At 69.0% G+C, this 24,209-nt stretch carries 18 protein-coding genes; 9 read left to right on the forward strand and 9 right to left on the reverse strand.

All coding sequences use genetic code 11. The features are described from left to right. Positions 1 to 35 precede the first annotated feature (35 nt). A complete protein-coding gene (locus tag ACTIE5_RS19015; RefSeq protein ID WP_439551287.1) occupies positions 36 to 1,586 on the reverse strand; it encodes a transporter substrate-binding domain-containing protein in 1,551 nt (516 codons plus the stop codon). A gap of 54 nt (positions 1,587 to 1,640) precedes the next feature. After that, positions 1,641 to 2,540: a polysaccharide deacetylase family protein gene (locus tag ACTIE5_RS19020; protein WP_439551288.1), complete on the reverse strand. Its 900-nt coding sequence runs from the start codon at positions 2,538 to 2,540 to the stop codon at positions 1,641 to 1,643. 65 nt (positions 2,541 to 2,605) lie between these two features. On the opposite strand from ACTIE5_RS19020, the gene ACTIE5_RS19025 reads away from it, so the two are divergent. From ACTIE5_RS19025 to ACTIE5_RS19045, 5 genes are all read left to right on the forward strand, one after another. Further along, a complete protein-coding gene (locus ACTIE5_RS19025) occupies positions 2,606 to 4,033 on the forward strand; it encodes an amidase (RefSeq protein ID WP_439551289.1) in 1,428 nt (475 codons plus the stop codon). Positions 4,034 to 4,049: 16 nt separating this feature from the next. Further along, positions 4,050 to 4,919 (forward strand): fumarylacetoacetate hydrolase family protein, encoded by an 870-nt coding sequence (locus ACTIE5_RS19030; protein WP_439551290.1) that lies wholly within the window; start codon positions 4,050 to 4,052, stop codon positions 4,917 to 4,919. Between the two features lie 84 nt (positions 4,920 to 5,003). After that, on the forward strand, positions 5,004 to 5,975 hold the full coding sequence (locus ACTIE5_RS19035) for a Bug family tripartite tricarboxylate transporter substrate binding protein (RefSeq protein ID WP_439551291.1): 972 nt from the start codon (positions 5,004 to 5,006) through the stop codon (positions 5,973 to 5,975). A 56-nt stretch (positions 5,976 to 6,031) separates the two neighbouring features. Then, positions 6,032 to 7,204: a M20 family metallopeptidase gene (locus tag ACTIE5_RS19040; protein ID WP_439551292.1), complete on the forward strand. Its 1,173-nt coding sequence runs from the start codon at positions 6,032 to 6,034 to the stop codon at positions 7,202 to 7,204. A gap of 585 nt (positions 7,205 to 7,789) precedes the next feature. Beyond that, positions 7,790 to 8,041 carry a hypothetical protein gene (locus ACTIE5_RS19045; protein ID WP_439551293.1) on the forward strand — a complete coding sequence of 84 codons (252 nt, stop codon included), beginning with the start codon at positions 7,790 to 7,792 and terminating at the stop codon, positions 8,039 to 8,041. Between the two features lie 113 nt (positions 8,042 to 8,154). On the opposite strand, the gene ACTIE5_RS19050 is transcribed toward ACTIE5_RS19045, so the two are convergent. Together ACTIE5_RS19050 and ACTIE5_RS19055 are read right to left on the reverse strand one after the other, a co-directional pair. After that, positions 8,155 to 8,535 carry a hypothetical protein gene (locus ACTIE5_RS19050; protein WP_439551294.1) on the reverse strand — a complete coding sequence of 127 codons (381 nt, stop codon included), beginning with the start codon at positions 8,533 to 8,535 and terminating at the stop codon, positions 8,155 to 8,157. Further along, on the reverse strand, positions 8,522 to 9,865 hold the full coding sequence (locus ACTIE5_RS19055; protein WP_439551295.1) for a FliI/YscN family ATPase: 1,344 nt from the start codon (positions 9,863 to 9,865) through the stop codon (positions 8,522 to 8,524). The genes ACTIE5_RS19050 and ACTIE5_RS19055 overlap by 14 nt, the downstream gene beginning before the upstream one ends. Positions 9,866 to 9,992: 127 nt before the next feature. On the opposite strand from ACTIE5_RS19055, the gene ctrA reads away from it, so the two are divergent. Then, entirely contained in the window at positions 9,993 to 10,727 is a 735-nt protein-coding gene (gene ctrA, locus ACTIE5_RS19060; RefSeq protein WP_439551296.1) for a response regulator transcription factor CtrA, read from the forward strand. 202 nt (positions 10,728 to 10,929) lie between these two features. On the opposite strand, the gene ACTIE5_RS19065 is transcribed toward ctrA, so the two are convergent. After that, a complete protein-coding gene (locus ACTIE5_RS19065) occupies positions 10,930 to 12,078 on the reverse strand; it encodes an NADH:flavin oxidoreductase/NADH oxidase (RefSeq protein WP_439551297.1) in 1,149 nt (382 codons plus the stop codon). 171 nt (positions 12,079 to 12,249) lie between these two features. Between ACTIE5_RS19065 and ACTIE5_RS19070 the strand changes: the two genes are divergently transcribed. Continuing rightward, positions 12,250 to 13,224, forward strand: a complete 975-nt coding sequence (locus tag ACTIE5_RS19070; protein WP_439551298.1) for a Bug family tripartite tricarboxylate transporter substrate binding protein — start codon at positions 12,250 to 12,252, stop codon at positions 13,222 to 13,224. Between the two features lie 10 nt (positions 13,225 to 13,234). On the opposite strand, the gene ACTIE5_RS19075 is transcribed toward ACTIE5_RS19070, so the two are convergent. From ACTIE5_RS19075 to ACTIE5_RS19090, 4 genes are all read right to left on the reverse strand, one after another. Further along, positions 13,235 to 15,847, reverse strand: a complete 2,613-nt coding sequence (locus ACTIE5_RS19075; protein ID WP_439551299.1) for a helicase-related protein — start codon at positions 15,845 to 15,847, stop codon at positions 13,235 to 13,237. A 52-nt stretch (positions 15,848 to 15,899) separates the two neighbouring features. Next, positions 15,900 to 18,191, reverse strand: coding sequence for a molybdopterin guanine dinucleotide-containing S/N-oxide reductase (locus ACTIE5_RS19080; protein ID WP_439551300.1), 2,292 nt, complete (start codon positions 18,189 to 18,191; stop codon positions 15,900 to 15,902). A 332-nt stretch (positions 18,192 to 18,523) separates the two neighbouring features. Continuing rightward, positions 18,524 to 19,486, reverse strand: a complete 963-nt coding sequence (locus ACTIE5_RS19085; RefSeq protein ID WP_439551301.1) for a Bug family tripartite tricarboxylate transporter substrate binding protein — start codon at positions 19,484 to 19,486, stop codon at positions 18,524 to 18,526. Further along, positions 19,486 to 20,910, reverse strand: a complete 1,425-nt coding sequence (locus ACTIE5_RS19090; protein WP_439551302.1) for an amidase family protein — start codon at positions 20,908 to 20,910, stop codon at positions 19,486 to 19,488. The genes ACTIE5_RS19085 and ACTIE5_RS19090 overlap by 1 nt, the downstream gene beginning before the upstream one ends. Before the next feature lie 463 nt (positions 20,911 to 21,373). On the opposite strand from ACTIE5_RS19090, the gene ACTIE5_RS19095 reads away from it, so the two are divergent. Next, on the forward strand, positions 21,374 to 23,371 hold the full coding sequence (locus ACTIE5_RS19095) for a TonB-dependent hemoglobin/transferrin/lactoferrin family receptor (RefSeq protein WP_439551303.1): 1,998 nt from the start codon (positions 21,374 to 21,376) through the stop codon (positions 23,369 to 23,371). 528 nt (positions 23,372 to 23,899) lie between these two features. After that, the gene (locus ACTIE5_RS19100; protein WP_439551304.1) at positions 23,900 to 24,205 is read left to right on the forward strand and encodes an energy transducer TonB; all 306 of its coding nucleotides are present in this window, start codon (positions 23,900 to 23,902) and stop codon (positions 24,203 to 24,205) included. Positions 24,206 to 24,209: the final 4 nt, after the last annotated feature.

Below are 24,209 nucleotides of genomic sequence, written 5' to 3' on the forward strand. Positions count from 1 at the left end.
CCGGGATTGAGCGCGGGGATGCAGGAAGCACGCCATCATCCCATCCGCGGAGGCTTCCACGCGAAGGCCAGCGCTGCCATCCGCGTGACCACGCAGCCGATGACGGCGACGATCACCGCGGGCGCCACCTCATCGATCTCGATCGCCGGGCCCCGCGCCATCAGATAGGCCGTCAGCGCCAGGGACCAGATCACCGCGACTTCACCGTAGAAGCCCGTGGTCAGGTTGGGGATGCTGCCACCGCCGCGCAGCACATCCCGGATGATGCCGCCCCCCGCGCCGGTGATGGTGCCGAGCAGCGGTCCCCAGAGCCATAGCGGGTCCGCCCCCATGCCGAAGGCGATGGTGACGCCAAGCACGGTGGAGGCGCCGAGGCCGAGCGCATCGGCGAAGTCGAACAGCCAGCGATCCGCGCGACGCCGACGCATGGCCACCGCAACCTGCGCGATCCAGAAGGCCAGGATGGCGCGCCCGCGCAGCAATGCCCAACCATGCATCATCGCCCAGACCACCAGGACGGTGCCGAGGATCAGCTGCAGGAACAGTGGGTTGCGCAGGATGCCCAGGGGGTAGCGCCCGACCAGCAGGTCCCGCAGAACGCCGCCGGCCGCGGCGGTGATGGCGGCCAGCACGAAGGCGCCGAACAGCGACCAGCCGCTGTGCCGCGCCGCCAGCGCGCCGGCCAGGGCGCTGGCGACGGCACCCGTGATCTGCAGCACCAGGAACCAGCGCCCCTCGATGGACAGCGACAGCAGGATCGGGAAGCGGAAGCGCGCCGCGATGCGGTCCAGCGTGCCGTCCTCCGTCAGCATCTCGATTGCCGCGTCGAAGCGGCCGAGCATCGCGGGCGTCACCGTGCCCGGGCTGAAGGCCAGGTGCAGCGGGATAAGGATTCGCATCTGCGCTTCCTCCACCCTCGTCGCGGCGCCGAGGCTGGTGATGATGAGCGCGACGGACAGGCGTTCCGCCAGGAAGCCATCGATCTCCCCGGCCAGAAGGCGGCGGATATTGGTCGCGTCGTCATTGGCGGGGCGTACGCGCCCGGAAATGGAGGGGGAGGCGATGAAGGTGTCCAGCGCCGCGTTGTAGTACGAGAAGCCGGCACGGACGCCGAGGCGGAACTGCCGGTCCTGGGCGAGGAAACTCGCAAGCCCATCGGCATCGCTGAAGCGCAGTCGCGCACCTTCTCCGCGCCGGACCACCAGCACGTTGACGTCGTGGCGGTACGGCAGGGAGAAGGCGTAGCGCCGTGCTCGCTCCTCCGTCTCCGGGATGCCTGTCGCGACATCCATCCGGCCTGCCGCCACGGCCTCCAGCAGCGGCAGGTAGCCCATGGGGACGAAGCGGACCTCCTCCCCGGCCTGGCGGGCGATGGCGCGCACCATCTCGATGTCGAGGCCGGTGAGTTCCCCCTGGCGCAGGTATTGCTGCGGCTCGCTCGCGTACCAGCCGGCCTGCAGAACGCGGTCCTGCGCCCTGGCAGGGGCTGCCACGAGCAGCGCGATCAGCGCCGCCAGCAGCAGCCGCCAGGGCCGCGAAAGGAGACGAGCGTGGGTATCACGGCCGGCTGGTATCGATCGAACCATTCCCGCAACGCACCACTTTCCGATCCCCATGCACAAGCTCTCATTCAGCGACGGTCAGGCGGTGCCGCCATGGTCCTTGCACCACTGCGCGGCCTGGGCATGGGTCGCGAACCACACGCCCTCATGCTTCTTCATCCGGGTTATGAGGCGGTCGAGAAGCGGCAGGCGTGACCGGTGGCCGATGATGTGAGGATGCATGGTCAGCAGGAACATGCCGCCTTCCGCATAGGCGCCGTCGAACTCCGCCGCGAAGATCTCCTCCACGGAGGACGGCGGCGTATAGGGGCGCAGCCCGCTGAAGCGGAGCATGTTGAAATAGACCGCATCGTCGCGGATCCACTCCGGCGGCAGTTCCACGATGCCGGTGGGCTCGCCCTGGTCCAGCAGTTCATAGGCATCGTCATCGGCCATGAGCGAACTGTCGTAGAGCAGCCCCAGCTCTTTGATGATCGACAGCGTGTCGATGGAGAAATCCCAGGAGGCGGTGCGGATGCCGACGGGGCGCTGGCCAGAAAGCTTTTCCAGCATATCGGCTGACCGGAGCGTCAGGTCGCGCTCCACGCCCTGGGGCAGCTTCGTATTGGCCTCATGAATCCAGGAATGGATGCCGATCTCGTGGCCTTCATCGGCCACCGCTCGGATCTCCTCGGGGTGCAGCATGGCGCTGACGGCGGGGTAGAAGAAGGTCGCGGGGATGCCGTGCTTGGCCATCAGGGCCCGGATGCGCGGAATGCCCTGGCGGCTGCCATACTGGCCCTGGCTGATGCGCATCGGACTGTCATCGGAGTCGCGCAGCGGGCCGGTCTCATGGTCCGCATCGAAGGACAGCGTCACGCAGCAGCGCGCGCCGCCGGGCCAGGAGGCGGGGCGCAGGCTGCGGCCGGCGCGGGCGCGGCCGACGATCTTCCGCCACTCGGGCTCGGTCAGTTCCCAGGGAGGGGGCGGCTCGGACATCGGGGTTTCCTCGAAGGCTATGGGGCGCCATGCTGCCCGGCACCGAGCCCCCCTGGAAGCCCCGCATGACGATACCGACCGATCCCGCGCTGATGACCGCGGAACAGCTTCTCTCGCTCTATGCGCGCCGCGCGCTGTCCCCGGTCGAGGCGCTGAAGGCGGTGACGGAGCGGATCGCCCGCTACAACCCATGGGTGAACGCCTTCGCCGCCATGAACCCGCGGGCGCTGCGGGAGGCCGGGGAGAGCGAGGCGCGCTGGGCCGTGGGCCGGCCGATGGGCATCCTGGATGGCGTGCCCTGCACGGTGAAGGATTTGCTGAATATCGCGGGCTTTCCGACGCGCCGCGGCAGCCTGGTGACGGACACCACGCCGGCGACGGAGGACGCGCCGGCCGTGGTCGGGCTGAAGGCGGCGGGGGCCGTCATCATCGGCAAGACGACGACCACCGAATTCGGCTGGAAGACGCCGGGCGATTGTCCGCTGCACGGCATCACCCGCAATCCCTGGAATCCGCAACGCACGCCGGGGGGCAGTTCGTCGGGCGCCGGGGCCGCGGGGGCGGCCTGCTTCGGGCCCCTGCATATCGGTACCGATGCCGGCGGGTCCATCCGCATCCCCGCCGCCTATTGCGGCCTGGTGGGCGTGAAGCCGAGCTATGGCCGCATCCCGCAATGGCCGCATGGCGCCTTCTCCGCCGTCGCCTGCGCGGGGCCGATGACGCGGAGCGTGGGGGATGCCGCGCTGATGATGTCCGCGATGGCGCGGCATGACCTGCGCGACCCCGTCTGCCTGCCGGATGATCCGCGGGACTGGCGGGCGGGCATGGACCAGGGCGTGGCGGGGCTGCGCGTGGCCGTGGTGCGGCGCCTGGGCTTCGAGCCGCCCTTGGATGAGGAGGGGGAGGCCGCGCTGCAGGTGGCGGCGAAGCTGCTGGCCGAACAGGGCGCGATCGTCGAGGAAGCGGACCCCCAACTCCCTGATACGCGCGCCATCTTCTCCCGCGTCTGGGGCGTGGCCATCGCCCGGATCTGGACCGGCACGGCGGAGGACAAGCGCGGCCTGCTGGATGCGGGGATCGAGGAAGTGGCGCGGAAGATGGGCGACATGGGCGCGGCCGATTTCCTCGGCGCCGACATGCTGCGCGTGGAATGCGGGCACGCCATGGCGCGCTTCCACCAGCGCTACGACCTGATCCTGACGGCAGCGACGCCGACCGCGGCGCTGGACGCGGATGCGCCGACCATCCGCCCGGTGGAGGCGCTGTGGCGGGACTGGGCGCCCTGGACCTTCGCCTTCAACCTGACCCGCCAGCCCGCCATCGCCGTGCCGATTGGCCTGGACGATGCGGGGATGCCGCGCGGCGTGCAGGTGGCGGCGGCGCTCTACCGGGACGACCTCGCCTTTCGCGCGGCACGCGCGCTGGAGACAGCGGCTTCTCTCCCCCTGGCCAACCCGTCGGAATCCGGGCAGATGCGCGCCAAGCTCAACTGACCGGAGGACCCGCGCGATGCGGCTGGTGACATTCAGGGATGCCAAGGGCACGCGCGTCGGCGCGATGGACGCGGCGGGCCAGTTGCTCGATATCACTGCCGTGGATGCGGGGCTGCCGCATGACATGATCGGGCTGATCGCGGCGGGTGCCCTGGCGGGTGCCCTGGCGGCGGCGGCGAAGGCGCCGGTCGTGGAGGGGGGCAAGCTGCTCGCCCCCATCCCTCGCACGCCCAAGAACATCTTCTGCGTGGGCAAGAACTATCACGAGCACGCGAAGGAATTCGCGGGATCTGGCTTCGATGGCGGCGCCAAGGATGTGGTGCCCCCGTTCCCCGTCGTGTTCAGCAAGCCGCACACCAGCATCATCGCGAATGGCGAGCCGATCCTGAGCGCGATGGATCCGACCGGGGGGCTCGACTACGAGGGCGAACTGGGCGTTGTCATTGGCGCGGGCGGGCGCGGGATCCGCAAGGCAGACGCGCTGAAGCACGTCTTCGGCTACACCATCGTGAACGACGTGACCGCGCGGCACCTGCAGAAGCGCCACAGCCAGTGGATCCTTGGCAAGGGCCTTGACACCTTCGCGCCCATGGGCCCCGCCATCCTGACGGCCGATGAATGCCCGGACCCCAAGAAGCTGGTGCTGACCACCTGGCTGAATGGCGAGAAGCGGCAGCAGGCGCCCGTCTCCGACCTCATCTTCGATATCCCGACCCTGATCGAGGCGATCAGCGCCGCCATCACGCTGGAACCCGGCGACGTGATCGCTACGGGCACGCCAGCGGGCGTCGGGATCGGATTCAACCCACCGAAATTCATGAAGGCAGGCGATGTGGTGCGGATCGAGGTGCCAGGTATCGGCGTCCTCGAGAATCCGGTCGCCTGAGACGTGATTCATGCTCCCCCGTGCTGGCGGGGGAGAGCCGGGGCGGGGGCCGCGCCCCCGCAGCTTTTCGGGAGGAACAACAAGATGCTCGATCGCCGCACCCTGCTGGCCGCCACCACGCTGGCGCCCTTCGCCGCGCAAGCGCAGTCCGTGGACTACCCCAACCGCGTCATCAACCTGATCGTGCCCTTTCCGCCGGGCGGCCAGGCGGATCTGGCGGCGCGCCCCGTGGCCGCGGCGCTCGAGAGGATCTTGCGCCAGCCCGTCGTCGTACAGAACCGCGGCGGCGCTGCCGGGGCCATCGGCAACGGCTTCGTGGCCCGCAGTGCGCCAGACGGCTACACTCTGGTTATGGCGTTGTCCTCGCTGGCCGTCATCCCGGAAGCGGAGCGGCTGTTCAACCGGGCGCCGCCCTACACCGCCGACCAGTTCGCGCCCGTGGCACTGGTGAATGCCGACCCGACCATGCTGGCGGTACCGGCCTCTGCCCCGTGGCGCACCATGGAGGAGTTCATCGCGGCGGCGAAGGCCAGCCCGGGGAACATCCCGTATGGCTCCTCCGGCACCTATGGCACGCTGCATGTGGCGATGGAGATGCTGGCGGCATCGGCGGGCATCCGTCTGCTGCATGTACCTTTCACCGGCGCGGGCCCTGCCATTACGGCGCTGCTGGGCGGCCAAATCCAGGCCCTGGCCTCCGCGCCCGGTACCCTGACGCAGCATGCGCGGGATGGGCGCATCCGAGTGCTGGGCTGCTGGGGCAGGGACCGCGTGGCTGCGTTTCCGGACGTGCCGACCTTCATCGAGAAGGGTTTCGCCGATGTTGAATTCTACATCTGGGCTGGCATGTTCGCCCCCGCCGCCACGCCCGCACCGGTGATCCGGGTGCTCCGCGACGCGATGCGCCAGGCGGTGCAGGACCCGCAACTGGTGCAGGCCTTCACCGCCGCGGGCGCCCCCGTGCGCTACATGGACGCGCCCGAATTCGCCGCCTTCTTCGCGGAGGACAGCGCCAGGCTCGTGCGCGCCGTGCAGCGTATCGGAAGGGTCGAGTAGCTTCCGCTCCGTGGCGGGAGGCGCTTGAATGCGCCCCCGCTGATGGAGAGTAGCGCATGTCGTCCGAGACCGAGATCCTCGCCTGGTTGTCGCAGCAGCAGGACGCGATGGTCGCGACCCTGCGCGAGATGGTCGACACCGACGGCGGCAGCTACGACAAGGAAGGCGTGGACCGCGTCGGCGCCCAGGTGCAGCGCTTCATGGAAGCCCAGGGCATCCCGACCGAGGTTCTGCCCCAGCGGAAGCATGGGGATTGCATCCGCGCCGTCGTCGAAGGCGGCGACCTGACGCGGGGCGGCAACGCCCGTGAGAACATCGTGCTGATGGGGCATCGCGACACCGTCTTCCCGAAGGGGGAGCCGGAGCGGCGCCCTTTCAAGGTTGAGGGCGGCCGGGCCTACGGCCCCGGCGTCGCCGATATGAAGGCCGGCCTGGTGATGAACATGTTCGTCCTCGCCGCTTTCCGGAAATTCGGCGGTGCGCCGGGGCCGCTGGTGGCGCTGTTCACGGGTGATGAGGAGATCGGCAGCCCGGAGGGCCGCCCGGTGATCGAGGCCGAGGCTCGCGCGGCCCGCGTGGTGTTCAACTCCGAGCCCGGAAGGCCGACGGGCGGCATTGTCACGGGCCGCAAGGGCGGCGTCTTCTCCGTCTTCGACATCGAGGGCAAGGCCGCGCATTCCGGCGGCAATTTCGAAGCGGGGATCAGCGCGATCGGCGAACTGGCGGCGAAGATCACGGCCATCCATGCGCTGACCGACCTCAAGCGCGGGATCACGCTGAATGTGGGGCTCGTGGCCGGCGGGCAATCCGTGAACACGGTGGCGCCCTGGGCGCAGGGGCAGATCGACCTGCGCTACGTGGAACCCGCGGACCGCGACGAGGTGATGGCGAAGATCGAGGCCATCATCGCCAGGAGCTTCGTCCCCGGCACCCGTTCGACGCTGACCATCAAGGGGGAATTCCTGCCCCTTACCCAGTCGCCCGACGCCAGGCGGCTGTTCGACCTGTACCGCGAGGCGGCAAGGGAGACAGGGTTCGAGCCGGAAGGTGAATTCAGCGGCGGTTGCGCCGATAGCGGCTTCACCGCGGCCATGGGCGCGCCGACCCTCTGCGCCGTCGGTCCCGTCGGTGGGCGGGCGCATACGCCAGACGAATACCTCGAAATCGCGAGCCTGGTGCCGCGGGCCCAGGCCATGGCGCGGGCGATCCTGCGCCTTGGCCCGAACTGAATGCCGGAGGGTGTCAAGTTGACTTGCGGATTCTGTCCGACGCCGTCATGCGAGCTTGGCGGTGGGCGAGGCGTGGGAGTTGGGTGCCTGGTGGATTGATTTTGACAACCGAGCGCCCGGCTGCGTGATTACGCCTGACCTGGATGAGGCGCTTTGCATCGCGGAGGAGGAAACGGGTGCCCTGCCCCTGGCTGTGGCGCTCATCCAGCGCCCCAGCTTTCCGCTGCTCAACTGTGCCGGCCCGATGCAGCGGGGAGGGATGATGGGCCATTGCCTGCCTTCCCATGCCCCGCAGTGCGTTCGGGAATGTCCCTTGAAGTCCCTCTGAGGCTCCGTTGCAGCGCACCGTCGAGGCGCCCTGCAATGATCGATGCAAGGCAGCGTGCCCGTGCTGCATGAGGGGCGCGATGGCGTCGATCGGCGTTGACGGGATGGCTGCTGTTCCACCCGCCGGCCGTCCGCCACCCGCACGATGCAGGCTGATGCGTTCAGTGGTGCAGGCGCCTGCCTCCTGCTGACGCGGAAAGCCGCGCCAGGGTGGGCGCCGTTCACACATTGATGCGATCCGGCTGGTATCGCATTGCCATGGCTCGCAACCCCCGCCTGATGACCCCGGAAACCCGCCTGGCCGCGATGCAGGCCGCGGATGCCGCTCGCCGCGCTGCGGTGAAGGTGTGCGCGGAAGCGCCGATCGGCAGCGCCCAATACCGCGCCGCGGTGCGCATCCTTGATGCGCTGTGCGATTTGGCAATGGCGCTTTCCCAGGCGACCATCGTGCCATCCAGGCACGCCTCCATGGCCGACAGCATCGGCATGCTCCGTCCAGGGGTGCATTGACGCAGGACGCTCCGGCAGGATCGCTCTCTGAATCGGGGCCTGTCGCGTGACGACGATGCAAGGGCGACCAGCGGCGTTGTCACGGCGCGCGCTGATTCCCCCTGGCGACTTCGTCAGAGATCATCCAGCAGCCGTTGGTCCCTTGCGATTCGTTGGCGGCGTGCTGCCTGCTTCCGCCGCTGCTGCTCGTCCAGGATGACCTGTTCCGCAAGCTTGGTTGCGACCAGCCGCTGCTGAGCAGCGACGGCGGCGGCCTCCTGCTCGCGGAGGTGGCCTGTCAGAACGTCCAGCCTGGCCTGGGCGGCGGGCATCCAGACGGCATAGGAACCGGGTGCGGCGGATTGCCTTTCTCTCGAAAGGGCGCCCGCCAGGGTGCCAACGGCGTCCTCCGCCTTCTGGCGCCGATCGAACACGGCCGCCGCCTGCTGCCGCGCAGCCTCGAGTTCGCTGCGACGCAGCAGGCGAAGAATCGCCAATGAATCAGGACGGCTCATCATTCACTGCCTGGGAAAGTGCGTTGAATGCTGCCTGCAGGGAGCTGGTCTCGCCTTTGCTCTGGCTCAGCACGGCGTCGACCCGTGGTGCGATCCGGAGTGCAAGGTCGGTTTCCGCATCGGCCCCGACGCGGTACGCGCCAAGCCGGACGAGATCGGCGACGCCATCGCGCAGCGACAGCAGGCGGCGTGCCTGCACTACAAGGGCCGCCTGCTCCGCGGTCTGGCAGCCAGGCACTGATCGGGAGAGGCTTCGCAGCACGTCGATGGCGGGATAGCGCCCGCCCTCCGCGATCCGTCGGTCCAGCACCACATGGCCGTCAAGGATACCCCTGACGGCATCGGCGACGGGTTCATCGTGGTCGTCGCCTTCCACCAGCACGGTGATCAGCGCGGTGATGGTCCCGGAACCCGGGCCGCCGGGGCCAGCGCGCTCCAGCAAGGCGGGCAGTTCCCGGAAGACGCTGGGCGGGTAGCCACGTGTGGCCGGGGGTTCGCCGGCCGCCAGCCCGATCTCTCGGCACGCATGGGCAAATCGCGTGACTGAGTCGAGCAGGAGCAGGACGCGCTGGCCACGGTCACGGAAGTGCTCCGCGACAGCCATCGCCGCGTATGCGGCCTCCCTCCGCACGGCAGCGGCGGCGTCGGATGTGGCGCAGATGACGACACTGCGCGCGAGCCCGGCCGGGCCCAGATCATCCTCGACGAATTCGCGGACTTCGCGCCCGCGTTCCCCGATAAGGCCGACTACCGTCACGTCGAAGTCGTCGGACCGCGCCAGTGTCGCGAGAAGCGTCGATTTGCCGACGCCCGACGCGGCGAAAAGCCCAAGCCGCTGGCCTTCCCGGGTCGTGCAGAAGCAATCCAGGGCCCGCACGCCGAGCGATACCGCGGGGCCAAGCCGCTGGCGCGTGCCCGGCGGTGGCGGTGCGCGCCGGGTTGGACAACGGCAGAAAGATGGTGGGGGTTCGCCCCCCCCATCCAGTGGCTTCCCCATCGGGTCCAGTACCCGTCCCAGCCATGCATCGCCGACGCTCAGCCCCTGCGCGGGTTGGGTGCGTGCCGCAGCGCCCTCCGCCAGGCCGTCGCTGTCGCCGAGTATCGCAGCCCTTGCCTGGCCGTCGCTTGTGCCGACGATCTCTGCCAGGACAGCACCATGGCTACGGTCGATGACGACCACGCGGTCGCGCAGGGCGAGAGGGGGGCGGAACCCGGCAAGCAGGACCCCATTTGGGTCCACCGCGGCAACGCGCCCTTGCTGCTGGGTTAAGGCGGCGGGGCACATTAACGCTTCGGCGGAGGCTAATCGCTGTGCCAGGGAAAATGTCATTTTTATTCGATCTTTCGCTATTTTTTTAGACCATCTCCTAAGATGATCCATTTTTCGGATGAATCAGCTCTTCACATGTCGCGTAAAGGTGGTATCTCTACACGCATCAGGTGTGTGGAGCCGGCGCATGCGTGTCCTTCTGGTTGAAGACGATACAATCGTAGCGCGTGGAGTTGCCTTGGCACTCAAGGCGGCTGCCATGATCATCGATACAGCCGATACGGGAGAAGAGGCGCTGGAGCTCGCGCGCCTCTACGACTACGACATCGTGGTCCTCGACCTGATGCTGCCGGACATGGAGGGCTACGAGGTGGTCCGCCGGCTTCGAGCGGCGAGGGTGGAGACGCCGGTGCTGATCCTGTCAGGCCTCACGCGGCCGCAGGCCAAGGTGCGCGGCTTCGGCATGGGCGCCGACGACTACATCACGAAGCCCTTCGACCAGCAGGAGCTGGTCGCCCGTATCCAGGCGATCGTCCGCCGCGCCAAGGGCTTCAGCCAACCGACGCTGTCCGTGGGTCCGCTGACCCTTAATCTCGGATCGCGCGAGGTCCTCGTCGATGGACGCGCCGTTCATCTGACCGGAAAGGAATACGCAGTCCTGGAACTGCTGACGCTGCGCAAGGGCGTCGTACTGACCAAGGAAGCGTTCCTGAACCACCTCTACGGCGGCATGGACGAACCGGAGGTGAAGATCATCGACGTCTTCATCTGCAAGCTGCGCAAGAAGCTGGCCAATGCTGGCGCAGCCGAGTTGATCGGCACCGTCTGGGGTCGCGGCTATGTCCTGCGAGAGCCGAATGGTGCGATCAGGCTTGCCGGCCCGCCAGACCACCGCGACGGCCCGGCTTCGGCCGCGGCCTGAAACGCGGTGCGCCACGCCGGCGCTCTGTCGTCGGTCGTGCGGGCGTGACTGCCCTCCGTGGCAGCGATCCGCCGAAGCGGGGATGAAGGGGGCCGAATTTCCCGCGTTCACGTCGCGGATGAATGGGGCCAGTTCTCCGTGAGGCCGCGCAAACGGCCGTGACGGTAGCGCCGAGGGCAGGGAGCCCTCAGCCTGTCCCGCTTCAGCCTTGGCTTATCTTCCGCACATCCTCCCGCTTCTGAAGCCACCAGGCGTAGGGCCTGGGCAGTTGCTCATGAGGCTTTTCAAGGCCGAGGGCGGCCGCCGCATGTGTCGGCCAGTTCGGGTTCCACATCATCTCCCGCGCGAGCGCCACCAGATCGCACTGGCCGGCCTGGAGGTATCCTTCCGCCTGATGGGCATCGGTGATCAGCCCGACCGCCATGGTGGGGATGCCCGCTTCCGACCGGATGCGTTCTGCAAAAGGGACGTGGTAGCCGGGAACGCGCGGGACCAGATGCAGCGTGAGCGGCCCTTCGATCCCACCGGATGAACAGTCCAGTACATCGACGCCACGCGCCTTCAATTCGCGCGCCAACACGACCGTATCGTCCAGGCTCCAGATGCCGCCCTTGCCGTCGACGCAGGAGGCACGGAAGAACAGCGGCAGGCCCGCCGGCCAGGCAGCCCGCACAGCCTCCATCAATTCCAGCCCGAAGCGCATCCGGCCCTGGATGTCGCCGCCGTAGCCATCCTTGCGGTGGTTGGTGATGGGGGAGAGGAATTGCTGGATGATGTAGCCATGCGCCCCATGGATCTCGAGGATGCCAAATCCGGCATCCCGCGTCCGCTTCGCGGCCTCCACGTGCAGCGCGATGACGCGACGGATATCGTCGGCGTCCATTTCCTTCGGCACCATGGCGCCATCCTTGAACGGGATCGGGCTCGGCGCGATGCCGGCCCAGGGCGGCCTGCGAAGCGCCGCATCCTGATCGCCGAGCGGCGCAAACCCGTCCCAGGGTGCGCGGGTGGCCACCTTGCGTCCGGCATGGCCGAGCTGCATGGCCGCGATGGCGCCCTGGCCCCGGATGAAGTCGGTGATGCGCCGCCACGCACGGACCTGGCCTTCCGTGTAGATGCCGGGACAATCGTAGGTCTTGCGGGACTTCTCGGAGACGGAGGTCTCCTCGCAGAACACCACGCCGGCACCGCCCATCGCGAACTTCCCCAGATGCACCAGGTGCCAGTCGGTGGGCTCGCCATCGACCGATGAGTACTGGGACATCGGCGACACGACGATCCGGTTCTTGAGGGTCAGCCCGCGCAGAGTCAGCGGTGTGAACAGCAGGGGGTGTGCAGGCGCATCACTCATCGACATCTCCAGGCATCACGGCAGGCGGCGAATTGGCGCAGCCTTGTCTTGAAGGGCATAGTCGGCGCAAGCATCATCGACGGCAACCAGCCCGGATGGTCGGGCATGACCCCTGGCGTCCGGAACGCAGGCGCTGGAAAGTCGCACCCTAGCCGCATGAGAGATGAGACAATGAGGTCGTCCTGGGCCCCGACACGCCGCCGCCTGCTGGCCGCCGGCACCGCTGCCGTTCTGCTGCCGGCCATCGCGGACGCGCAGCCAGCCTGGCCGGACCGCCCCATCACGCTGGTCGTCCCCTTCGGCGCCGGCGGCGGCAACGACATCACGGCGCGGACGCTGGGCCAGTTCCTCGAACGGGAACTCGGGCAGCCATTCATTGTGCAGAACCGGCCCGGCGCCGGCGGCGAGATCGGCATCAATGCCGTCGCCGATTCACGGCCTGACGGCTACACCTTCGGCATCCTCAATACGCCGGGCCTCGTCACCATCCCGATCGAGCGCAGCCCCCGGTGGTCGCTGGACAGCTTTTCCTTCGTCGCCAGCCTGGTGGATGACCCGGCCGTGATCGGCGTCCATGCCCAATCCGGTGTCCCTACCCTGTCCGACCTCATCGCCGCCGCGCGACGCGAGCCCGAGATCATCACGATCGCGACCCAGGCGCGCGGATCAACCAGCTTCCTGAGCGTCCGGATGCTGGAGATGGCGGCGGGCATCAGCCTGACGCCCGTGATCTACAATGCCCTGCCGCCGGGCGTCCTCGCCGTCGCTCAGCGCGAGGTGCGGGGCGCCGCAGCCAATCTCGGCGAGGCGCTCGTCATGACTGCAAGCCAGCCCTTCCGGATGCTGGGCGTGATGGCGGATGAACGGTCGAGCCTGGACCCCACGCTGCCTACTTTCCGTGAGCAGGGAGTCGATGTCGCTATCGGAAGCCTGAGAGGCTTTGTCGGACCGCGCGTTATCCCGGCGCCGATCCTGGCGCGGCTGACGGCCGCCATCGACAAGGTCTCGAAGGATCCGGAGTATCTGGAGGTCTGCCGCCGCACGCAGCAGCCCCTGCGCATCATGCTCGGCGACGCCTATGTGGCGCATCTGCGCGACGCCGATACCCGCTTCCGGGCGATGTGGCGGCAGAAACCCTGGATCTGACGGGGCGCTTCTACCGCCGCGAAGGCGTCGGCCGTCGCCGGGCCTTGGGGTCCGGGCGTTCCGGTGCGTGGCGGCCGCCGCGCGCGGGGCTGCTCGCCAGCACCGCTTCGATCCAGTCATTCACGCGGTTGCTCTCCCGCGCTGCCACATCGGCGGCGACGTAGATGTCGGGAAAGCGCATGGAGAGCCAGCGCCAGGCGACCAGGCGCTTGTAGGTTTTCTCGGCCCGTTCGAGTTCGAGGGGGCCGGCCGTGTCGGGCCGGGGGAGGGGGCCGGCTTCGGGTGGCCGCACCTTGTGGCCCCGCGCATGGTCCAGCGCCCACCGCGCCAGCCTCTCAATCCCGTAGTCCCGCGAATCAACGGGGCACAGCGCGTAGGTCCAGCGCGTCGCGAGTGGGAGGTCGAGCTTGTCGATCTCGGCGGCGATGGTGATCTGCGCGGAGATGTCGGCCAGGCGATAGGAGGGGTCATCCGGCCGCAGCACGGCTCTCTGCAGGCGCGTCAGCGTGGCGTAGAGCGATGTCGTCCCCATCTCCCGTGCCACGGCGGAGACGATCGCCAGGTCGGGCGCCACGCGCGGCCGCAGATCCGCCGGCGCGACGGGCACGGTACCCAGCGCCAGCTTGATCGCCGCCGGCCTCCCCGCACCGACGAGCACGGCGACGACGCCTTCCTCATGATGCCCGAAGCGCCCGGCCCGGCCCCCGATCTGCCTGACCTCCGAGGCATTGAGCGCCCGGCGCGCCGTGCCGTCCCACTTCTCCAGCGTGGAGAACACGATCCGCGAGATGGGCAGGTTGAGCCCGAGCCCGATCGCATCGGTGGCGATGAGGATATCGGCCTCCCCGGTCTCCCGGAACCGCCGAGCCTCCGCGCGCCGCACCTCCGGGCTCAGGGCGCCATAGATCGTTGCGACGCGGCGGTTCCGCCGCTGCAATTCACTGCGTAATTCCAGGACATCGCGGCGGGAGAAGGCGATGAGCGCATCGCCCTTCTGCAGGTCGCCGAGTGCCACCGGCTCATCGGCCGCCCGCAGGGGGGATTTGCGTTCGAGGGTAATCTCCTCGACCGGCTCATCCGTCAGCGTCGCGATCCGGCGGACGAGTGGGATGCAATCCGGCGATCCCAGCACGATGACCTCGCGCGCCGGAACGCCCATGATGGCGGCGGTCCAGGCATGGCCGCGGTCCGGGTCGTTCAGCAACTGTGCCTCGTCGATCACCGCCACATCGACCGGCGTGTTGAAGGGGCACATCTCCACCGTCGCGGCGGTGAAGCGGCTGCCGGGCACCGGGTCGCGCTCCTCCCCCGTGACGAGGCTGGCGTGAATCCCGCGCGCCGCCAGGGCCTCGCGGAATTCGTGGGCCAGCAGACGAAGTGGGGCGAGTGCGATCCCGCTCTCGGCCTTGGCCAGTCGATCGAGTGCCTGGTGGCTCTTGCCGGAATTGGTGGGGCCGGTGATCAGCGTGATGCGGCGGTCCAGGGCGCGCGCCGTCGTGAAGTGACTGACGAAGCGGTCCATGGCCGCCGCTTCCGCCAGGGCGGCGTTGTCCACCCGGCTTGGTGCTTCCTCCGCGGCTACGATGCGCGGGTTGGCTGGCTGGCGGCCCCCCGGTGTGCGTTCCTGCCGCCAATCCGGGACCTGGGCGCGGAGCGTGGAGAGGACGGCGGGATCGAACTGCAGCATCTCCGCCCGACCGCCCCGGCTCATCGCCACGCGGCGCGCTACTGGGATGCGCCTGGCGCGTATCCAGGCTTCTGCCTCCGCCACCGAACAGCCCAGCAGGGGCGCGACGGCATCCCGCGTGACCAGGCTCGCTTCCCATTCCCGCTGCTGGCGATCGGCCTCGGCCCGAGCCTCGCGTGCCGCGATGGCGGCATCGCGCAGCGCCTTCCGGCGGGCGCGCTCCGCCTCCATCGTCTTTTCGACGAAGGTGGCCTCGGCCGCGGGGTCCAGCCCGAAGGCCTCCGCGGCAAGGCGCGCACAGGCCGCGATGCCCTCCAGGGTCGCTTCCGGCTTGCCGAGTTGGGTCGCCAGGTCTTCCGCCGCCACGATGGCCGCGGCCTCAGCCGACCCCGCACCGCGGAGACGCCGGTGAATGGCGCCGCGGAGTGCCACGAGCAGCGCCTCCGCCGTTGTCCCCACTTCCGTGAGGGCTTCCAGTGCCGCTTCCACATCCGTCTTGCGCGCTGGCAGCAGCGGGTTCTCCGCCATCACCGCCGCCAAGCCGGCCCGCAGCGCCGGGCGTCGCAGGGCGTGCAATGCCTTGGCCAGGGCCGTCGGGGTGGGGGGGGGCTGGGTATCGAAGCGCCGGGCGAGCAGGGCAGTCTCCGCCGGCGTTGCGATCACCGCCATGGCGGCGAGCATCCGCTCCACCGCCCCGACCGCCTCCGGTGAAAGCTCGGGCAGGGCGGGGGGGATGCCGCCATTTGCCCTCAGGTTCAGCAGCGCCGCGGAGGCTTCCTCCAGCGTCGGCTCCAGCGCGCCAACCTGGGCCAGCATCGTCGCCACGAGGCGTGCCTCGCCCCGTTGCGGCGGCATGTTGGCGCGGGACAGCAGGGTGGAGATGCGTCCTGCGCTGATCTCAGGGGCTACGGGCTGACGCTCGGACGAAGGGGGCATCGGCGAGACATGCGGCCTATCTCGCCGCGGTGCAACAAGGATGCCTGCCGGCTCACCGCATCGATAGCAGCACAGGCAACTCATGCGCCCGCATGGCGGGCGGATCGGCAGGGGCCGCTTCGACCTCCACCAGGCAGGTCTGGGCAATGCAGCCCTGGGAGAGGCCAGAGGCGCCAATATCCAGCGTCAGGACATTCGGATTGCCATGCCGTTCCAGGCCGCTGTCATCCAGCGACGGGTCGAACCAGGCGCCTGTCGAGAGCCGCGCGACGCCCGGCATCACCGCATCGGTCACGCGCAGCCCTGCCAGGCAAGCGCCCCGGTCATTGAAGACCCGAACGACCTGCCCGTCTTCCAGCCCGCGGGCCTCGGCATCCCGGGGATGCAGGCAGATGGGTGCACGCCCCGCCACCTTGTCCGCCACGCTCAGCGGGCTGGCATCGAGCTGGCTGTGCAGCCGCGTCACCGGCTGGTCCGACAGCAGATGCAGCGGATGCCGTCCGGCCTCCGGCGCCCCCAGCCATTCGGCGGGCGCCCGCCAGACCGCATGGCCGGGGCAGTCCGGGATGCCGAAGCCGGCGATGGTCTCGCTGAAAATCTCGATCAGTCCTGTCGGGGTCGGCAGCGCATGGGCCTCCCGGTCCTCGCGAAACTCGGACAGGAAGATGGGGGCGGTGGCGGGTGCCCGGATCGCGGCCAGGCCGGCCTGCCGCAGCCCATCCCAATCCGGCAGGGTCACGCCTGCCTTCGCCGCGCGCTGACGGCTTTCCTCGTAGATGTGGCGAAGCCACACCCCGGCTTCACGACCTTCGGTGAAGCGTGCGGCTGCGCCGAGCCGCTCCGCCAGTGCCGCGAAGATGGCGTAGTCGTCGCGCGCCTCCCCGGCCGGGCGCTTCACCGCCGGCATGTGGATGATATGGCTCTCGCGGTTCGCGTAGCCGATATCCTCCCGTTCCAGGGTTGTGGTGGCAGGAAGGACGATGTCGGCCATCCGCGCCGCGGGCGTCCAGTACTGCTCATTCACCACGACGGTTTCCGGCGCTTCCCACGCCTGCATCAGGCGGTTGAGGTCCTGGTGATGATGGAAGGGGTTGCCGCCGGCCCAGTAGACAAGGCGGATGTCGGGATAGGCATGGGTCCCGCCATTATAGGTGAAGGGCGCGCCCGGGTTCAGCAGCATGTCCGCGATGCGAGCCACCGGGATGAAGTCGCGCACGGGGTTGTGGCCCTGCGGCAGCGTCGGCCCGCTGAAGCGGGCATTTGGGCTGCCCATGAGGTTGGTCGCCCCGTAGCCGAGGCCGAAGCCGCCGCCGGGCAGCCCAACCTGGCCGAGCATGGCAGCCAGTGTCACCAGGGCCCAGAAGGGTTGCTCGCCATGATGCGCGCGCTGCAGTGACCAAGCGATGTTCAGCATGGTACGTGCTGCCGCCATCTCCCGGGCCAGCGCTTCGATGCGACCGCCCGGAATACCGGTGATGGCGGCGGCCCAGGCCGGGGTCTTGGGTTGTCCGTCGGCCACGCCGGTCAGGTAGGGCAGGAACCTGTCGAAGCCGGCGCAATGCGTGGACAGGAACGCCTCGTCATGCAGTCCCTCGGCGTGCAATACCCAGCACAGCGCGAGCATGAGCGCTGTATCGGTGTTCGGGCGGATCGGCAGCCATTCGAAGGTCGCACCGGTTTCCAGGTCATCGCGTGCCGGGCTGATGTTCACGAAGCGGCATCCTGCCTCCGCCATGCGCCGCAGCCCGCCGGGGATGCGATGTTCGATCGCGCCGCCCTGGCTGATCTGGGCGTTCTTCGCCGGCACGCCGCCGAAGGTGACGAACAGGCGCGTATGCTGTTCCAGCACTGACCACGCCGTGTGCCGCGCCATCAACTCATCCATCGGGGCGACGATGTGGGGCATCAGCACGCGGGCGGCGCCCAGGCTGTAGCTGTCCGTGCTCCGGACGTAGCCGCCGATGCTGTTGAGGAAGCGGTGCACCTGGCTCTGTGCATGGTGGAAGCGGCCGGCGCTGGACCAGCCGTAGGAACCGCCGAAGACGGCGCGGTTGCCATGGGTATCGATCACGCGCCGCAATTCACCCGCTGCGAGGTCGAGAGCCTGGTCCCAAGACACCTCCACGAACGGCTCCCGCCCCCTGCCGCTTTTCGCGCGCCCTTCCAGCCAGCCCTGGCGAATGGCGGGCCGTCGGATGCGCAGGCGGTCCAACCCGGGCGCCAGCATGTGAAGGCCGATCGGGGAGGGGTCCGGATCGTCGCGGAAAGGATGGAGCGCCACAGCCTCGCCCCCGGCCATCTCGACCTCATAGGCGCCCCAATGCGTGACGGTGAGAATGGCCATCGCTGCGCTCCCTGGCGGACGGGCCCTGGCCCGTGGCGTCATGGGGCCCAGCAGGCCCGGGTGCCGTCAAGCGGGTGCGGCCCGCGCACCCCCCACGCTTTCGTGCTTTACCGCGCTAAGGCGTCGTGCCACCCTCGCCGTGCCGGTAGCCTCCTGGCGGCAAAAGAAAAGGCGGTGCCTTGCGGCACCGCCGAGTTTAGGGAGGAAACGTCCAAGAAAGACAGCGCGCTAACGCGCTGCTGCGGTGCACAATAAGGGACAGTGTCGTTGACGTGCAAGGGGTGTCGTGCCCCCTGCGCGGTTTTTTCGTTGTCCCGATCCCCGTCCCCCGGTCAGTCCGGCCTAGCGCCCGAAGCCCGGACGATCGGGGTCCACTTCGCGGTCTCCGCCCGGATGAAGGCGGCGCATTCCTCTTGAGTCGAAGGCGTCGCCTCGATCTGCCGGAGCGCGAAGGCGGCCAGCACCTCGGGGTCCCGCAAGGCGGAGGTGGCCGCGTGATGCAGCGCCTGCGCGATCGGGGCGGGCAGGTTGCGCGGCGCCATCACGGCGCTCCAATCCACCATGTCGAAATCCGCGAGACCTGGTGTCTCGGCGATGGCAGGCAGGGCCGGGAGAAGGGGGCTTCGCGCCTTCCCCGTCACCGCCAGCATCCGTAGGCGCCCCGCCTCCGCCTGGGGCCCCGCGCCGGAGGAGGGGGTGAAGGCGCTATCGATCTTGCCGGTGATCAGGTCCGTGATCAGCGGCGCACCGCCGCGATAGGGCACGTGGATGTTCCGCAGCCCCGCCATGAGGTTCAACTGCTCCCCCGCCAGGTGGCCAGCCCCGCCGGCGCCGGAAGATCCGAAGGTCAGCGGATCCCGCCTGGCCGCCGCCACATAATCCCCGACGCTCCGCCACGGCCGGTCAGCCGGCACGGCCAGGACGTTGACGATCATGCCGACCCGCGTGATCGGTTGCAGGTCGGTCTGCGGATCGAAGGTCAGGTTGCCGTAGAGCGTCTGGTTGATGGCAAGGCCACCGATCGTCCCCATCAGGATCGTATGCCCATCCGGTGCCGATCGCACGACGAAGTCGGAGGCGATGTTGCCATGGGCGCCCGTGCGGTTCTCCACCACGACGGGTTGGCCGAGTAACGCCTGCATCTTCGGCGCCATCAGCCGCGCCGCCAGGTCCGTGGTGCCGCCCGGCGGAAACCCGACGACGAAGCGGATGGGCCTGTTGGGAAAGCCGGTCTGCGCCCAGGCAGGCGCCGCCAGCAGTGCCGGCGCCGCGACCAGCAGAGTGCGACGAAGCATCAAGCATCTCCTCCTGAAACAGAAAGCAGCGTGTCACGAAGCCAGGCCGCGATGGCGCAGGAATCGGCATCCCGATCCACGAAGCCCGCGAGTTGCAGGCCGAGCGGCAGGCCCTCCGCCGTCAGCAGCGGCAACGCGAAGGCGGGTCCGCCCACGAGGGTCCATGGCAGCGCGTAGTTGCGGGATCCTGTGAACCCATGGTCCTGGATGGCAGGGCCGCTGGAACACAGCATCAGGAAGCCATCCGCGCGTGCCGCCAGCGCGGCCACGCGGGCGCGCAGCCTTTCGCGGTCTACAACGGCCCGTGCGTAGCGTGCCGCATCCATGGTGGCCGCGCGGCCGAGCAGATCCTGGATGCGGCTTCCGACCATGGCGGCGCCATGGTTCCTATAGCTCGCCAATGGCCAGCGCGATTCCCACGCCAGCAGATCGTTGGCGAAGTCGCCGATGTCGCGCAATTCGCTCTCGAGCGCCGAGACCTCGTCGTCGTTGCCGGCATCAATGATCTCGACGCCCGATGCGGCGATGGCGGCGACTGCGGCTTCGAACGCGATACGCGACGATCCCGGCGTCTCTTCCCATCCCAGCGTAGCAAGCCGCACGAGGCGACTGGGCTTGCGCGCCGGCGGCACATCCATCGGCCCGCTGATGCCGGGGTGCGGCGGTGTGCCGCCGACCAGGCGGGAGATCACCATGGCCGATGCCCAGACATCCTCCAGGCTCGCGCCGATCAGCCCGAGGTGGTCGAGCGTTGCGGCCAGCGGCGTGACGCCGCCGGCATGCAGAGCGCCATGCGTCGCCTTCAACGCATAGGCACCGCAATAGCCTGCCGGCCGGATGGTGGAGGCATGGGTCTGCGTCCCGAACCCCATGCTGGCCATCCCCGCGCCGACCGCCGCTGCGGAACCGGAGGAGGATCCCCCGGGCGTCCGGCTCGTGTCATAGGGATTGCGCGTCGGCCCCGAATTGCCGCAGGCGAACTCCGTTGTGACGGTCTTGCCCAGGACGATCGCGCCGCCCTGGCGCAGAGCGTGCACGCCGGCCGCATCGCGCCGCGACGCCCATCCCGCGTAGATCGGATTGTTCATCTGCGTCGGCAGGTCGATCGTCTCGATCATGTCCTTGACGACGATGGGCATGCCATCGACCGGGGACAGAGGCGCGCCCGCACGCCAGCGCGCTGCCGACGCATCGGCGGCCCAGCGCGCGGCCACGGTATCGTGGGTGACGAAGGCCGCAATGGCTGGCTCATCGCGCTCCATCGTGGCGATACAGGCTTCCAGGAAGTCCCGTGGTGTCGACGTGCCGGCGCGGAACGCCTTCGCCTGCGGGACGTAGGGCCGCAGCAACGGTGACGCCGGGGAATAGGGGATGCGCCGCTGGGGCGCGGTGGGCTCCAGGGGAGTGACGGGCAGGAAGGTCACGCAGAACTCCGGGACAGTCTGACGTCAATGCATCCCCGCACGGCGTCGGGATCAACCGTTGATCCCAGCCATGCGCCATTGATTCTGCGGACTTCAGACGCGCCAAGGACAAGAACGGGGCGTTCGCGCCGATGTCTGCTCAACCCTGGTGCAAAGCGGCCCCGGTTTGCGTGCGCGGCCGGAGGATTGACCCGAAGCGCGCCGAACGGCTGCCTGCCCGCCAAGCGCCTCGCCGTTGTCCGCGATCCGTCCATTGAGCCGCACGACCACAACCCCGTCCTGCGGCTCTGTGTGTGCAAGCGCCGTCTCGCTCGCATGCGCCGGGGCTCGCCACGATTTCTTGGCGCCATATATTGCGAATGACTCTCAGTCGCGTTAAATGCATCCGCGAACGCCAAGCCAGCCAGCCCCGGGCCGATGCCCCAGCGCGCCAGCCAGGCACCGACCTCGATCGGGATGCCCCATGGAAACGCGAAACCTGCTTGCTGCCACCTTGGCGCTGATGGCGGCCAACCCCGCCCTCGCCCAGACGACGGACGCAGCCGTCCCGGCGGCGACGCCACTCGATGCTGTCACCACCACGGCCACGCGCACGCGGGCTGTGGCAGGCGATCTCGCCATTCCCACCACAGTGGTGATCCGGGAGGAAATCGAACGGCGCGACGCCCGCAGCGTCCTCGATTTGGTCCGGGATATCCCGGGCGTCGAAAGCTCCGGCGTGCCGCGCACCACGGCGATGCAGCCCGTGATCCGCGGTCTGGGGGATGAGCGGATCGTGCTTCGCCTCGACGGCGCGAGGAACAATTTCAATGCGGGCCATCGGGGTCGCACCTTTGTGGATCCTGAACTGCTGCGTCAGGTGGAGGTGCTGCGCGGCCCTGCCAGCACGCTCTACGGCTCAGGTGCACTCGGCGGTGCCATCGCGCTCCGCACCATCGGCGCGGATGACATCCTGCAGCCGGGTGCCGGCTTCGGCGGTATCGCCAGCATGGGCTGGCAAAGCCAGGGCAGTGGTCCCCGTGGCAGCCTGGCGCTGGGCGCGCGGGCTGGGGAATTCTCCATCCTTGGTGCAATGGCGGGCTTCACCAACGGCAACTTCACCGACGGACGCGGCACCACCATCCCCTATTCGGAGGACGAAGCCACCTCCGTGCTCGGCAAGCTCGGCTGGAATCCCGGCCATCATCGCTTCGAACTCTCCGCGATGCGGTTCCAGGACAACAACACCTTGCCCATCGCCGCCAGCACCGCGACCACCACCAGCATCACGGACCGCGAGACGGTGCAGGAAACGCTGAGCCTGCGCTGGTCCTATGATGATCCGTCCATGCCGCTGCTGGCGCCCCAGGTGGTGATCTATCGCAACCATGTCGACATCCAGGAAAGGCGCCTCACCGGCACGCGCGCCGTGGACGGCACCACGCTGACCACGACCGGCATCGATGCGCAGAACACGTCCCGCTTCAGCGGCTTCGGAAGCCATGCGCTGACCTATGGCTTCGAATATTATCGTGACGAACAGGAAGGGACGAGCAATGGCGCCGCGCGCAGCCAGTTCCCGACCGCGCAGCAAGCCGTCCTGGGCCTTTTCGCGCAGGACGAGATAACCTTCGGTGCCTTCACGTTCACGCCCGGGGTGCGGCTTGACCGGTTCGAGCAGGAAAGCCCCAACGGCCTCAACGACCGTAGCGTTGACCGGGTCTCCCCCCGTGTCTCGCTCGGCTGGCAGGTCCTGCCCTGGATGCAGCCCTATGTCAGCTATGCCGAGGGTTTCCGCGCGCCATCGCTGACGGAACTCTATGTCGGCGGCCAGCACTTCCCCGGCAACGTCTTCGTGCCGAACCCCAACCTGCGGCCGGAGGTGTCACGCAACAAGGAAGCGGGCATCAACCTTCGCTTCGCGGACGTCCTGCGGGATGGCGACCGGCTGCGTATCCGCCTCAGCGCCTTCCGCAACGACATCGACGATTTCATCGAGCAGACCGTGCTGGCCAGGACGACGGTCACCCGCAACATCGGCCAGGCCCGCATCACGGGCGTGGAGGCCGAGGCGCAGTACGATGCCGGCACCTGGTGGCTCGGCCTCGGCGCCGCTGCGCTGAAGGGCGATAATCTCGAGACGAACGAACCGCTCGCTTCCATTCCTGCCCATCGCGTCTCGGTCAATGCCGGGTATCGCTTCCTGGACCAGGGCGTGACGGTCGGCGGCCGCGTCACCGCGACGGCGGAGCAGGACCGTGCGCCCTCGACTGCCGGCGTCGCGCAACAGACCTCGGGCTACGGGCTGCTCGACCTGTTCGCGAGCTGGACGCCCGCCGCGGCTCCAAACCTCCGCGTGGCGCTGGCGGTCGACAATGTCTTCGACCATGCCTATCGCCGTTCCACCTGGAACAGCGATCCGGTGCCGGCCTTCTACGAGACCGGCCGCAATATCCGCGGCAGCCTGCGCATCGCGTTCTGACCGGTGATGAGCGCGGCGGCATCCCAACGGCGAGGCGCGCTGGGCGCCTCCCTCGTGCTGCACGGTGCCATCGCCATGGCCGCTGTGCTGCCGATACTGGACGCGCCGCCCTCCCCGGCATCGGGACCGCTGATGGCGGTGACGCTTGTCTTCCCAGCCGTGCTGCCGCAGCCAGCGGAATCGGGTGCCGAGGCGCCGCCGCACCAGGCAATGGCGGGACCGCAGGAAGCGCCGGCGGCCGGGCCGCTTGCCGAGACGCCGCTGCCGCCGTCGCCGCCTGATCTGGCTCAGGCGGAAGCGGTGCCCGCAGGTCCTGAACTGCCCACCATCACGGAGGCGCTGCGACCCGCTGCCGCGCCCCGTCCTGCGCCGTCCCCCTCCGCGTCGCCAGATCCGGTGGCGCGTCCAGATCCCCCAGCCCGGCCCGTTATCCGTCCCCTCGCGGCCGCGGCTGGGGGCAGCGGGGCGGCCGCGCCCACGGCTGCCTCGGCGGCGGCCATCCTACCGGCGGCCGCATCGGCTGCCGCGATGGCCGCCGCCACCCCGCCCGGCCCGATCCTCGTTACCGCGCCGCGGTACCGCCTGCCGCCCACGCCACCTGCCTATCCCCCGCGTGCCGTCGAATTCGGCCTCACGGGCACCGTCGTCGTCCGCGCCCGCGTGACCCCCGATGGCAGCACGGAGGAGACGCGCCTTTGGCGCTCCTCCGGCCATGCGCTGCTCGATGCCGCGGCGCTCGCCGCCGTCCGGCGCTGGGCCTTCGAGCCGGCCTCGGTCGAGGGGCGCCGGGTCGAGGCCTGGGTCGAGGTTCCCGTCCATTTCCGTCTGAACTGAGGAA

Origin of the sequence: Falsiroseomonas sp. (genome assembly GCF_051859025.1) — a bacterium.
In the GTDB taxonomy this organism is placed as follows: Bacteria; Pseudomonadota; Alphaproteobacteria; order Acetobacterales; family Acetobacteraceae; genus Falsiroseomonas.

What these genes read in the sequence shown, in the direction of transcription:
- ACTIE5_RS19015 (WP_439551287.1), bottom strand. Translation starts at nt 1,586, where the DNA reads ATGGTTCGATCGATACCAGCCGGCCGTGATACCCACGCTCGTCTCCTT.
- ACTIE5_RS19020 (WP_439551288.1), bottom strand. Translation starts at nt 2,540, where the DNA reads ATGTCCGAGCCGCCCCCTCCCTGGGAACTGACCGAGCCCGAGTGGCGG.
- ACTIE5_RS19025 (WP_439551289.1), top strand. Translation starts at nt 2,606, where the DNA reads ATGACGATACCGACCGATCCCGCGCTGATGACCGCGGAACAGCTTCTC.
- ACTIE5_RS19030 (WP_439551290.1), top strand. Translation starts at nt 4,050, where the DNA reads ATGCGGCTGGTGACATTCAGGGATGCCAAGGGCACGCGCGTCGGCGCG.
- ACTIE5_RS19035 (WP_439551291.1), top strand. Translation starts at nt 5,004, where the DNA reads ATGCTCGATCGCCGCACCCTGCTGGCCGCCACCACGCTGGCGCCCTTC.
- ACTIE5_RS19040 (WP_439551292.1), top strand. Translation starts at nt 6,032, where the DNA reads ATGTCGTCCGAGACCGAGATCCTCGCCTGGTTGTCGCAGCAGCAGGAC.
- ACTIE5_RS19045 (WP_439551293.1), top strand. Translation starts at nt 7,790, where the DNA reads ATGGCTCGCAACCCCCGCCTGATGACCCCGGAAACCCGCCTGGCCGCG.
- ACTIE5_RS19050 (WP_439551294.1), bottom strand. Translation starts at nt 8,535, where the DNA reads ATGAGCCGTCCTGATTCATTGGCGATTCTTCGCCTGCTGCGTCGCAGC.
- ACTIE5_RS19055 (WP_439551295.1), bottom strand. Translation starts at nt 9,865, where the DNA reads ATGACATTTTCCCTGGCACAGCGATTAGCCTCCGCCGAAGCGTTAATG.
- ctrA (WP_439551296.1), top strand. Translation starts at nt 9,993, where the DNA reads ATGCGTGTCCTTCTGGTTGAAGACGATACAATCGTAGCGCGTGGAGTT.
- ACTIE5_RS19065 (WP_439551297.1), bottom strand. Translation starts at nt 12,078, where the DNA reads ATGAGTGATGCGCCTGCACACCCCCTGCTGTTCACACCGCTGACTCTG.
- ACTIE5_RS19070 (WP_439551298.1), top strand. Translation starts at nt 12,250, where the DNA reads ATGAGGTCGTCCTGGGCCCCGACACGCCGCCGCCTGCTGGCCGCCGGC.
- ACTIE5_RS19075 (WP_439551299.1), bottom strand. Translation starts at nt 15,847, where the DNA reads ATGCCCCCTTCGTCCGAGCGTCAGCCCGTAGCCCCTGAGATCAGCGCA.
- ACTIE5_RS19080 (WP_439551300.1), bottom strand. Translation starts at nt 18,191, where the DNA reads ATGGCCATTCTCACCGTCACGCATTGGGGCGCCTATGAGGTCGAGATG.
- ACTIE5_RS19085 (WP_439551301.1), bottom strand. Translation starts at nt 19,486, where the DNA reads ATGCTTCGTCGCACTCTGCTGGTCGCGGCGCCGGCACTGCTGGCGGCG.
- ACTIE5_RS19095 (WP_439551303.1), top strand. Translation starts at nt 21,374, where the DNA reads ATGGAAACGCGAAACCTGCTTGCTGCCACCTTGGCGCTGATGGCGGCC.
- ACTIE5_RS19100 (WP_439551304.1), top strand. Translation starts at nt 23,900, where the DNA reads ATGGCCGCCGCCACCCCGCCCGGCCCGATCCTCGTTACCGCGCCGCGG.